This is a genomic window from Marivirga sp., assembly GCF_035704835.1.
GTDB lineage: Bacteria > Bacteroidota > Bacteroidia > Cytophagales > Cyclobacteriaceae > Marivirga.
The window spans coordinates 17844-29683 of the sequence record NZ_DASSWQ010000091.1; the positions used below are offsets into that span (position 1 = coordinate 17844).

Annotated in this window: 13 protein-coding genes; 9 read left to right on the top strand and 4 right to left on the bottom strand. The window is 32.7% G+C overall.

Annotation, left to right across the window (positions count from 1 at the left end):
- Positions 1-26 precede the first annotated feature (26 nt).
- Positions 27-1016, bottom strand: a complete 990-nt coding sequence (meaB, locus tag VFM92_RS15960; RefSeq protein WP_325123230.1) for a methylmalonyl Co-A mutase-associated GTPase MeaB — start codon at positions 1014-1016, stop codon at positions 27-29.
- A gap of 142 nt (positions 1017-1158) precedes the next feature.
- On the opposite strand from meaB, the gene VFM92_RS15965 reads away from it, so the two are divergent.
- The 5 genes from VFM92_RS15965 (at position 1159) to VFM92_RS15985 (ending at position 5401) form a co-directional block, all read left to right on the top strand.
- Positions 1159-2427 (top strand): CHASE2 domain-containing protein, encoded by a 1269-nt coding sequence (locus tag VFM92_RS15965; protein ID WP_325123231.1) that lies wholly within the window; start codon positions 1159-1161, stop codon positions 2425-2427.
- Positions 2428-2437: 10 nt separating this feature from the next.
- The gene (locus VFM92_RS15970) at positions 2438-3364 is read left to right on the top strand and encodes a hypothetical protein (protein WP_325123232.1); all 927 of its coding nucleotides are present in this window, start codon (positions 2438-2440) and stop codon (positions 3362-3364) included.
- A gap of 373 nt (positions 3365-3737) precedes the next feature.
- Positions 3738-4271: a CopD family protein gene (locus VFM92_RS15975; RefSeq protein ID WP_325123233.1), complete on the top strand. Its 534-nt coding sequence runs from the start codon at positions 3738-3740 to the stop codon at positions 4269-4271.
- A 16-nt stretch (positions 4272-4287) separates the two neighbouring features.
- Positions 4288-4950: an SCO family protein gene (locus tag VFM92_RS15980; protein WP_325123234.1), complete on the top strand. Its 663-nt coding sequence runs from the start codon at positions 4288-4290 to the stop codon at positions 4948-4950.
- Positions 4940-5401, top strand: coding sequence for a cytochrome c (locus VFM92_RS15985; RefSeq protein WP_325123235.1), 462 nt, complete (start codon positions 4940-4942; stop codon positions 5399-5401). The genes VFM92_RS15980 and VFM92_RS15985 overlap by 11 nt, the downstream gene beginning before the upstream one ends.
- A gap of 6 nt (positions 5402-5407) precedes the next feature.
- Here VFM92_RS15985 and VFM92_RS15990 read toward each other — a convergent pair whose 3' ends face one another.
- The 3 genes from VFM92_RS15990 to recA all read right to left on the bottom strand — a co-directional run bounded on the left by VFM92_RS15990 (position 5408) and on the right by recA (position 7676).
- Positions 5408-5809, bottom strand: coding sequence for a hypothetical protein (locus tag VFM92_RS15990; protein ID WP_325123236.1), 402 nt, complete (start codon positions 5807-5809; stop codon positions 5408-5410).
- Between the two features lie 64 nt (positions 5810-5873).
- The gene (locus tag VFM92_RS15995; protein WP_325123237.1) at positions 5874-6488 is read right to left on the bottom strand and encodes a DUF3267 domain-containing protein; all 615 of its coding nucleotides are present in this window, start codon (positions 6486-6488) and stop codon (positions 5874-5876) included.
- 138 nt (positions 6489-6626) lie between these two features.
- Complete coding sequence (recA, locus tag VFM92_RS16000) at positions 6627-7676, bottom strand: recombinase RecA (RefSeq protein WP_325123238.1); 1050 nt, start codon at positions 7674-7676, stop codon at positions 6627-6629.
- Between the two features lie 103 nt (positions 7677-7779).
- Between recA and VFM92_RS16005 the strand changes: the two genes are divergently transcribed.
- The 4 genes from VFM92_RS16005 (at position 7780) to VFM92_RS16020 (ending at position 11836) form a co-directional block, all read left to right on the top strand.
- Positions 7780-8910: a hypothetical protein gene (locus VFM92_RS16005; RefSeq protein ID WP_325123239.1), complete on the top strand. Its 1131-nt coding sequence runs from the start codon at positions 7780-7782 to the stop codon at positions 8908-8910.
- On the top strand, positions 8907-9941 hold the full coding sequence (locus VFM92_RS16010) for an aminopeptidase (RefSeq protein ID WP_325123240.1): 1035 nt from the start codon (positions 8907-8909) through the stop codon (positions 9939-9941). Before VFM92_RS16005 ends, VFM92_RS16010 begins: the two co-directional genes overlap by 4 nt.
- 111 nt (positions 9942-10052) lie before the next feature.
- Positions 10053-10742, top strand: a complete 690-nt coding sequence (locus tag VFM92_RS16015; RefSeq protein WP_325123241.1) for a response regulator transcription factor — start codon at positions 10053-10055, stop codon at positions 10740-10742.
- Between the two features lie 8 nt (positions 10743-10750).
- A complete protein-coding gene (locus VFM92_RS16020) occupies positions 10751-11836 on the top strand; it encodes a sensor histidine kinase (RefSeq protein WP_325123242.1) in 1086 nt (361 codons plus the stop codon).
- Positions 11837-11840: the final 4 nt, after the last annotated feature.

Genomic DNA, 11840 nt, shown 5'->3' on the forward strand with positions numbered 1-11840 from the left:
AATATGGTTTAAGACGAATGTCGCTTTCATTTGAAATATTCATTAAGTAGAAATCTAGCTGCCTGCATAGAATGCTTATTGCCACTCCTTACTTCGTTTTCAAATTTGCTCATTTTTTTGTTGATTTCTGGATTTTTATAGAAGTTTTGCTTTAAAAAATGATGAATTGTTTGGTGCATCCAATGGATGGATTGCTCTTTTCTATTCTCATTAAAAGACCCGGATTGTTTTTGTTGCAGCAGAAATTCCTGCATCGTTTTCCAAATATCCTTCAATCCCTCGTTTTGCAGCGCTGAACAAATATTTACTTTGGGTATCCAACCATTTTCATTTGCCGGAAAAAGATGAAGTGCATTTTGATATTCTCTTTGAGCATTCTTAGCATTTTTGATATTTTCTCCGTCAGCTTTATTAATTGCAATTGCATCAGCCATTTCCATTATGCCTTTTTTGATGCCTTGTAGCTCATCTCCTGCGCCTGCCAACATCAATAATAAAAAGAAATCCACCATATTTTTTACGGCTGTTTCAGATTGGCCTACGCCAACAGTCTCGATAAAAATCACATCAAAACCAGCTGCTTCACAAAGCAGCATTGTTTCTCTGGTCTTGTGCGCAACTCCTCCTAAAGCATCTCCTGATGGCGAAGGTCGGATAAAAGCGTTTTTGGACTGGCTTAATCTTTCCATACGGGTTTTGTCACCTAATATGCTTCCACCTGTTTTCTGGCTAGATGGATCAATCGTTAGAACCGCTAATTTTTTACCCATCTCCAAAATTTGGTTCCCAAAAGACTCTATAAAAGTGCTTTTACCAACTCCAGGAACTCCAGTGATTCCTACTCTGAAAGAATTTCCAGTAAAATCATATATTTCATCAATTAGCTTTGCCGCAACTTCATTATCTGACTCTAAAGTACTCTCAACCAATGTTATAGCTCTACTCAATGCTACTCTATCACCTGATAATACACCTGATTTATAATCCTCTATTGATAATCTTTTCCTTCTTTTCAAGGGCTTAATATTTTAAAAATGAAAAGATAAGACTGTATTAACACAAAATACAATTTTTAATACATATAATTGTAATATTCAATAAATTGAATTAATTTTACTATTCAACTAAAAAAATGTACTATTTCAATATAGTTTATAGATGAAGTTTTTACAAAATAGATGGGTAGATTCTCTATTAGCTACAATATTTATATTTGTGGTAATAAAAGGTTTATCTTCATTTTTAGCTGTTTTTGAAGCAATCGATGTAGTCGGTGAAGCATTAGAAGACGTGGAATTTACTGATGTTGTTTATTCCAATTTGCGGGATGCTCCACCCGCAGAAGAAGAAATTGTTCTAGTGAACATTGCAGATTTATCAAGAGAAGAAATTGCTAAGCAAATCAAGATAATCAATAAGTATAATCCAAAAGTAATTGGTCTTGATACATTTTTTCCTCAGCCAAGAGGGTGGGAAAAAGATAGTGCTCTAGCCTCTACATTATTAGAAGTTGATAACTTAGTCATGGCTTCTAAACTATTACAATTTAATGAAGAAAAACAAGCGTTTGATTCCCTAAAAATATCAGCCCCAGCATTCAGATTCAATGCAGATTTTGCATTTGCTAACCTTATAACAGAAGAAGGTGTTGAGCAAGAGGATGTAAAAACCTGTCGTTCATTTAATCCTATTCAACCATACAAAGACACAACACAATTAGCGTTTGCTGTGAAAGTTGCTCATTATTATGCACCAGAAAAGGTTCAGAAATTATTGGACAGAAACAATGAAGTAGAAATTATAAATTACAAAGGGAATACTTTAGGATCTCAATCTAATTTCGCTACAACTTTCTTTGCGTTGGATTACCACACCGTTTTATCGGAGAATTTTGTACCCGAAATGATAGAAGATAAAATTGTAATTTTCGGTTTTTTAGGGAACTACTTTGGTGATAGATACAATGTAGAAGATAAATATTATACTCCCTTAAATTTAAAATATGCGGGTCGTGGTGAACCAGATATGTACGGAGTAGTAATTCATGCCAACATCATCTCAATGATCCTAGATGAAGATTATGTATATAAGATAGATGAAACTACTCAATTTATCATCGCATTTGTGTTATGTTATTTGAATGTTTTATTATTTATGTGGATCTATTATGCTTTAAAAAACTGGTATGATGGTATAACAAAATTAATTCAGTTAGTAGAATTATTATTAATTATCGGTATCATAATTTATAGTTACCACTTTTTTAATTGGAATTTAGAATTAACACTCGCGATGGGTACTGTAGCAGTAGTAGGTGACTCCTTGGAAATTTACAATGGAGTAGTGAAAAACATGTTTACTAAAGAAGGAAGAAAAGAATTATTTAGTGTAAGCAAAAGAGAGAAAAACAAAATAGAAATCAATTAAATTTAGAATTATGAAATCTTTTATTAAAATTTTGGTTGTGGCATTATGGCTTGGTAATTACGCAGCTAATGCCCAAAGTTATGTATTTAAAGTATTGGCAAACAAAGGAGAAAATTCTGTTAAAATTGAAGGTGCAGATTGGAGTCCTTTAAAAACTGGTCAATCTTTAAATTCAGGTGATGAATTAAAATTATCAGAAGAAGCGTATCTTGGTTTAATGCACAGTTCCGGGAAAACCTTAGAAGTTAAAACGGCAGGCACTCATACTGTAAGCGGTTTGGCTGCAAACTTAAAAAGCAAAAACTCAAGCGTAGCAAGTAAATATGCCGATTTTGTAATGAACAAGATGAGTGATGATGAAGGAAGTGGCGATTACAGAAAAAGCATGGGGGCAACAGGAGCTGTTGATCGTGCTCTTGCAAGTGGAGCATCAATCAAAATAATGGCTTTAAGCTCAAGTGAAATCATCAATGATGAGGTAATCCTGAGATGGAATGAACCTAAACAAGAAGGTGAAATTGAAGAATTAGAATATGAATTAACCTTCAGTAACCTTTTTGATGAAACTATTAAAACCATTTCTGTTGATAAAACTTCTTATTTATTAGATAGATCTCAAGAACCTTTCAAAGGTGAGTCTTTCATAAAAGTGAAAGTTAAAGTAAAAGATAAAGACTTAAAATCAGATGATTACGCAATTACTATCAAGCCTGAGGAAGAATCTGCTGAAATAAAAGCTATTTTAGCGGAATTAAAAAGTGAAATCGAAGGTAAATCTGCGATGGATAAATTAATAATGGCAGCATTTTATGAAGACAATGATCTATTGTTAGATGCTTTAACGGCTTATGAACAAGCCATTCAAGCAGCCCCTAATGTTCCTGTTTTTGAAAAGGCCTATGAAGACTTTTTAATCAGAAATGGATTCACTAACTAATTAAAGTAAAATCTTATTAAAAAAAGGAAGCATTAAAACGCTTCCTTTTTTTATGCCTAAAATATTTCCTCTATGAGTAGAATTTTTATTTAAAACTATATGATATACTTATATTCATGTAATTCTTAGTGAAAAGAAATGCTTCATTTTGAATGACTTTGTCTATAAAGTTTTAAAAATTTTAGGATCCTATTTCCACAACATTAAAATTCCAGCAAACAAAATTCACCCCACTAACTTATAAGTGATATCTCACTAAGAAGTATTATATACTTTCCATAACCAACCAAATTTAAAATCATATTCATTAGTTTTGCATCATGGAAAAATAATATTCCTAATTCATTACCAATGAAATCCATATTTACACACTATGTATTTATATATTAAGTCTTTGCATATCATTTTTGTAGTAACTTGGTTTGCAGGATTATTTTATATCGTGAGGCTTTTCATTTACCAAACTGAGGCGCTACAAAAAGCGGAACCTGAAAAATCCATATTGCATAATCAGCTCAGCAAAATGTCAAGACTTTTATGGAATGTTATTACCTGGCCTTCCGCCATCATAACATTGATTTTAGCGACTACTTTACTTGTTTTGCAGCCATTTTGGTTGCAGCAGCCTTTTATGCATATCAAATTAACCTTTGTATTTTTGCTATATCTTTATCATTTCTCCTGCCATTATATTTATAAAAAACTTCAGAAAGGAGAAATCAAATATAGCTCAACACAGTTAAGAATTTGGAATGAAGTTGCAACTCTATTTCTGGTTGCCGTAGTATTCTTAATAGTATTGAAAAATGAATTGAACTGGATTTGGGGAACTATAGGTTTTATAGGATTTGGCGCTCTTTTAATGATAGCTATTAAAATTTATAAAGCCTTAAGAGAAAAATCATAATTTGTAATAGATAATCATGAATATATTAAAATCGACACTTCTTTTTGCACTACTAACCTTAATTCTTTTTAGCTGTGGTTTAGAGAATAAAAAAAATAAAAAAGCAGAATTTCCAGTATTGGGAAGAAAGCAGTATGTTGAAAAAATTGTGGATGGCAAAACGGTAATGGATACTGTAGACCATACAGTTCCAGATTTCAAATTGGTTAATCAGGATAGCAATTGGGTAACACCAGAAACATTTGAGGGAAAAGTATATGTAGCAGATTTCTTTTTTACTTCCTGCCCTACTATTTGTCCTACTATGAAGAAGGAAATGCTTAGAGTTTATGAAGCATATAAAAATAATGATGAAGTTGGCATTATTTCTCATACTATAGATCCAGAATATGATACTGTTGCTTTATTGAAAGATTTTGCAGAAAGGCTTGATGTTGAAGCTCCAAAATGGAATTTCGTAACTGGTGAGAAAGAAATTATTTATGAACTCGGTCAAAAAGGATACATGGTCACAGCCATGGAAGATGAGAATGAAGAAGGTGGATTTCTTCATAGCGGTGCCTTTTTATTAGTAGATAAAGAGCGAAAAATAAGAGGCGTTTATGATGGCACTCGCTCAGAAGAAGTGGATAAACTCATTACCGATATTGAATTACTTTTAGCTACTTATGAGGAGTAAAGCAGCGTACTTTTCCATTATCGTTTTTAGTATTGCTCTATTTTCCTGTGGAAGATATGAGGAATTTAAAAATTCGGCTACTGAGAACTATCCTGATGCAAAAATGCAAAAGTATGCAAAGTATATGATTCAAGGCAAACAACTTTACACAACACATTGCAGCAATTGCCATCAAGAAAATGGCGATGGGCTGGGAAAACTTTTCCCCCCATTAGCAAAGGCAGACTATATGTTAGCTGATATTCCCAGAACTATTTGTGGTATAAAATACGGTTTGAAGGGTCAAATTGAAGTGAATGGTCAGACTTATAATCAAGCCATGCCAGCATTGGATAGATTAAGTAATTTAGAAATAGCCGAAATTTCAACTTATATCTATAATAGTTGGGGGAATGAAAAAGGTATGATTGAAATTAAAACAATTAAAGAATCACTCTCCAACTGTCCATAACTTGAGTTATTGATTTAAATAAGCTTCGGCTTCTGAAATACTATTTTTCATTTCATCACTCACTTCATGTATAGAAGCTTTTTGTTGAGTTAAATACTCTATTTTTTCCTCATCAGACATGTCTTCCATTCGAGGATCGTAATTCCGCATCCAATTCATCATAGCTTTATCTGAACTTTCCAGCGAATTAATTAACTCTTGAATCTTTTCACTTTCTCTTGTATCGATAGAATCTTGCTTCCTCTTTAGAGAACTCTTTAAATTCATAATAACATCCATCTTAGGCATTACCTCATCATGAACTTGAATAGTCTCAGCTTTAAGATTATCAATCTCTTTTTCCTTTGAATCGCAGCCGATTATTAATAACCCGACTAAAAACAAACTTAAATTAATAACAATTTTCATATCACATAGTAAAATGATTTAACTCGAAAACGGTAACAAGAGATGTAGGTTTCCTAATCTTAAGTTAAGGAATTGACTTATAAAAAACAGTTTTATTTTCTTCAGAACTGTAGATGAAGCAATTTGGAAACTTATACAAATAACTACAAACTGCTAAATCTTTCATAGCATAAAGTGCGTGAAAAAAGGAGAGCGAAAGCAAGGTGAAAAGTAAAATTCGATCTGCAAAAAAAGCTAAGATAAACGGAAGTATGGAAAAAAGTATAAACGTAAAACCGCAAATCAAATAATATTTTCTTTTACTAAGAACAAAATCATTTGCTTGCACATTGAATCGAAATAAATTCCAATTCCACTTGAAGCGAATACTTTTCGCACCATAATATTTAAAAGCCAGCGAATGAATTAACTCATGCAAAACTGGGCTAATTAACAGAGAGATTAATAACCCACCTGTAATACCTACTATCCATAATCTGGATTCAATTGCTATCAATTCGTAATTAAAAAAAAGATAGCAGACTCCAAATAAACCAATAAGTAAATAAACCCCATAAATTTTAGTGACAAGATTTTTTCTTCGAATGAATGTAGCTATAAAAAGCAGCCATTCTGAGCTATCCACTATGGAAAGCATGTTTTTATAGTGACGATTATTTTTCAGTAACTCTGGACTCATAATTTAAAGTTACATTAAAAACAGAGCGAAAATTCAAAAAGCATGTTAAGCTTTGATGAACTTTATATGCAAATGGACTAAAAAAAACAGCTATGTTTCCAGAGCTGCTTCCATTAATTTTCATGAATCAAGATGAACTTATTTTTTAGCCTTCTCAGCTTTTTCCGCTTTCACAGCTTTCTTTTCCAGCTCGTCTCCATTTATTTTTGCCCTAATTTTGGCTTCCAATTCATCCATCAATTCTGGATTATCCAAAATTAAAGATTTAACAGAATCTCTACCTTGTCCTAATTTATTATCCATATAAGAGAACCAAGAACCTGCTTTCTTAATAATATCTAATTCTACACCTAAGTCAATGATCTCTCCTACTTTAGAAATGCCTTCGCCATACATGATGTCAAACTCTACTACTTTAAATGGAGGAGCCATTTTATTTTTCACCACTTTCACTTTTACTCTGTTCCCAGTGATATTATCAGGGCCTTCTTTGATGCTTCCTATTCTTCGGATATCTAATCGAACAGAAGCATAAAATTTTAATGCATTACCACCAGTAGTAGTTTCAGGGTTCCCGAACATTACTCCGATTTTCTCTCTTAACTGATTGATAAATATACATGAGCAGCCTGTTTTGCTAATTGCCCCGGTCAGTTTTCTCAAAGCTTGAGACATCAACCTTGCTTGAAGTCCCATTTTACTATCTCCCATTTCACCCTCTAGTTCACCTTTAGGAACCAAAGCAGCTACTGAATCAATAACTACTATATCCAAAGCTCCAGAGCGAATTAAATGTTCAGCTATTTCTAATGCTTGCTCACCACTATCAGGCTGAGATATCAATAAGTTTTCAGTATCAATGCCTAACTTTTCCGCGTATCCTTTATCAAAAGCGTGCTCAGCATCAATAATTGCAGCCATTCCGCCAGCTTTTTGAGCTTCAGCAATACAATGCATTGCTAAAGTTGTCTTACCTGAAGATTCAGGGCCGTAAACTTCAATTACTCTTCCTCTTGGGATACCACCTATTCCTAAAGCTATATCTAAACCTAAAGAACCTGTGTGAATGGAAGGAACATCCATTACTTTCTCATCACTCAACTTCATGACAGAACCTTTCCCGTAAGTTTTGTCCAGTTTATCAATAGTTAGTTGTAATGCTTTTAATTTTTCGCTTTTTTCGCTCATCTTTAATATTTTGTATAGGGCTTATTCGTAACTTGCTGCATCGAATTTAGCAGGAAAAGAAACAATTGCCAAATGCTTTAGCCGTGCTTTATAACTAAATTTTATGCAATTCAAATTTATTAGTTTTTTTATCATTATTTTAACCTTTTGTGTTAATTCATTGACAGCCCAATTAGACAATTCAGGTTTAGAGCAGAAAATTAGAAAAGATAGTAGCTTAAATACACCCTTCAGCTTTTCACTAAGGGTTCTTTCCTTTAATAAGAATAATGAATACTTTAATCGGATTGTGAAAGGATATACATTATTTGGCACCAGATTTACACCTAGCATTGGATATCAGCTACATGAGCAAGTTAACATACAAGCAGGTATTTTTCTTCAGAAAGATTTTGGGAACAATAATTTAACCTATTCCATACCCTATTTCAGTATTTTATACGATTGGAATAATAGCCAATTGATTTTTGGAAATTATAATGGATCCATTCATCATAGAATGCTCGAACCTTTGGAAGATTTCGAAAGATTACTAGTTGAAGATCCTGAAAATGGTATTCAATATCTTTATAATACTGATAAAATATTCTTTGATGCATGGATAAACTGGGAGAAAATGATTTACCAAGATTCCCCATTCAAGGAAGAAGTTTCTGGTGGATTGGTCAGCAAGTATAATATAATTGAAAACAATGGAAATACTCTTGCTTTGCATTATCAGTTTAGAGGATATCATCGTGCTGGGCAAATAGACGCTTTAAGAGGACAACCTTTGGTAACACGATTTAATAATGCTGTTGGTGCTTCATTTCATAAAAAAAGTAACTCAGGATTTATTCACGGTCATAAATGGGAAGGCTATTTCCTACATTATATTGACAACAGTAGTAATTTCCGACTGCCCTACACACAAGGTTATGGGTATTATCTAAATGGAACGTTAGAGACAAAAATTGGGGATTTTATGCTGAGTTATTGGTATGGTGATCATTTTTATTCTTATAAGGGCGGAAGATTGTATCAATCTTATACTACTGATCCAAATTCAAGATATTTTGAAGATAAAAGACAGCTATTGATTTTGAGAGTAATGAATGAATTCCAAATTGGCGAGTCTACCACTTTGTTATTACGATTCGAGCCCTATTGGGATTTTAAAAATCAACTCTTTGAATTCTCTCATGCTATATATTTCAATATTTTCAAGACTCTTCCCATAAGTAAAAATAAGTGAAGTCTGTTTTTCGAAAAATATTATTGCTTTTTATTACGGTCTGCACTCTTTTTGTTGTACTAAAATGGGATTTAATTCGATATGGTTGGCAGCAAGCCAGAGGTCAGATCGCTATAATGTATAATGCTGAACCACTAGCTCATTTTCTTGAAAATCCCTCTTATCCTGATTCATTGAAAGCAAAAATTAAACTGGTAGAAAAAGTTAAAACTTTTGCTAATGCTGAATTAGGATTCTCCTCCGAAAGTCAATACGAAAAAATGTTTGACCAAAAAGGAAAAGAACTGATGTGGGTTGTCACAGCAGCCTTGCCCTACAGCCTTGAAAGTTATAAATGGAATTTTCCTGTTTTGGGGGAAGTCAGTTATAAAGGATTTTTTATAGAAAAAGAAGCTATTAAACTAGCTCAACAGCTCACCAAAAAAGGATATGATGTACGAGTTAGAACAGCCAGCGCATGGTCAACATTAGGTTGGTTGAATGATCCTTTGTTAAGTAATGTCCTTAATTTAAGCAATGGCAGATTAGCAGAATTAATTTTGCATGAACTAACGCACGATGAGATATTCATAAAAGATAGCATTGAGTTCAACGAAAATTTAGCTTCATTTTTTGGTCAAGAATTTACAAAAAAGTTTTTCAAGAAACAGTTAGAACGCTATGCGTCAGAGCTTTATGATTACTTACTCCACCTTGAAGATAGGCACACCTTAAATAAGTTTGTTAGAAACTATTTACCAAGATTCGATAGTCTTTATCAAAAAATAGAGGGGTTGAGCACAATCGAAAAGGAAAATCAAAAATTTTATTTAATTGAAAAATTTAAACAAGATTTGAGAAATCAAAAATTTAAAAATCCAAAGTATACAGACTTTATAAAAAGTGAAATTGATGTGAACAATGCTTTTCTTCTTTCCTATAAACGTTATTCTGGTCATCAAGAACTTTTGGAAAGAAAATTACAAACTCAATTTGATGGGGACATTGGAAAAATGTTGGATTTTTATCAAAAGAACTACGATTCTTTATAATAGATATATCTTTAAGTTTAATTAGATATTAAGAAATTGTTATTACCATTTTAATCGCTTAATTTATAAATATTTTTATCGAATTTAGCCTAAAACAAAATACAACTAACCATGGGAAACAAGCAAAGCCACAAAGTGCTTGTCGTTGATGATGAATCAGACATTTTAGAGTTATTAGAATATAACCTTATTAAAGAAGGCTATGAGGTAAAAACAGCTCAAGATGGCAAGACGGCAGTTGAAAAAGCTCAAAAATTTCAGCCACATCTTATTTTGCTTGACATCATGATGCCCAATCAGGATGGAGTAGAAACTTGCCGACAATTAAGAGAAAATCCTGAATCAGCTAATGCATTTATTATATTTCTGACAGCTCGTTCGGAAGAATATTCAGAAGTTGCTGCTTTTGAAAATGGTGCAGATGATTACATCACTAAGCCCATTAAACCACGAGCGTTAATGAGTAGAATAAATGCTTATTTCAGGCGAGATGTTAAAAAACAAAAAGACAGCAACAAAATCACAATTGGCAATTTAACCATAGACCGAACGAGCTATACAGTAACGGTAGATGGCAAACAAGTGTCATTGCCTAAAAAAGAATTTGAATTATTATATTTCCTTGCCCAAAATCCCAATAAAGTATTTAATAGAGATGATTTATTGCAAAACATTTGGGGTTCGGATGTATACGTTTTGGCTAGAACTGTGGATGTTCATGTTCGTAAAGTCAGAGAAAAAGTGGGAGATGGATATATTTCTACTGTTAAAGGAGTAGGATATAAATTTGATATGGAGTAAAATAATCTATGCTTTTTAATTCCAGAGGAGTTTCTGTTTTATTGGCTATAACAATTGCTATTGTTACCACTGCTTTTTTAAGTTTGTTAGAAGGAATTAGCAACACAGCCTTAATTCTAACTTTTATTTTATCGTCTTCATCTGCTTATTTATTGATTAGCATCGTGCTGGAATTTCTTTTTTTCAAAGAAATCAATAAACTCTATGAAGTTTTTAACAAGCTAGGAGAAAAAGATTATTCCTTTGTGAATGATATTGAAACTCAACAATCATTTAATCCTTTAAGAAAAATTAATCAAGAAATTTTTAGCTATGCTGCCAATAAGCAGCAAGAGATTGATGATTTGAAAAGGATGGCAACCTACAGGAGAGAATTTCTGGCCGATGTATCTCATGAATTAAAAACTCCTATTTTTGCAGCCCAGGGCTTTGTTTATACCCTTATTGATGGAGCAGTAAGAGACAAAAAAGTAAGAGGTAAATTTCTTAAAAAAGCTGCTAAAAGTTTGGATGGACTAGAAATGCTTGTTAATGATTTATTAACACTTTCACACATTGAAGCTGGAGAAATCACCATGCATTTTGAGGAACTAGATTTACTAGCCTTAGTAGAAGATGTTTTTGACCAATTTGAAGGGAAAGTAGATAAAAAAAATATTGTCATCCAATTCGATAAGACGTATGAATCTCCTATAAATGTAATAGCGGATTATCAGCGGATTTATCAAGTTATTGTTAATTTGATATCCAATGCAATAAAATATTCCGATGAAAATACCGAAATTGTGGTTGGTTTTGAAATAACTGAAAAAGATGTCACCATTGCCATACAAGACCATGGCGCTGGAATTTCACCAGAACACATTAAAAGGATATTTGAAAGGTTTTACAGAATTGATAAAAGTAGATCCAAGGAAAGAGGCGGAACCGGCTTAGGATTAGCAATTGTAAAGCATATTATAGAAGCGCATGGTTCATCTGTATCCGTGACTAGTACAGTGGGGAAAGGCTCCTTATTTAGTTTTAAGCTTCCTGTTAAAAAAGCACCTGAACCTTATGTTCCGGTTCAGGACGAGGAAGAAGAATCAGAATAGATTA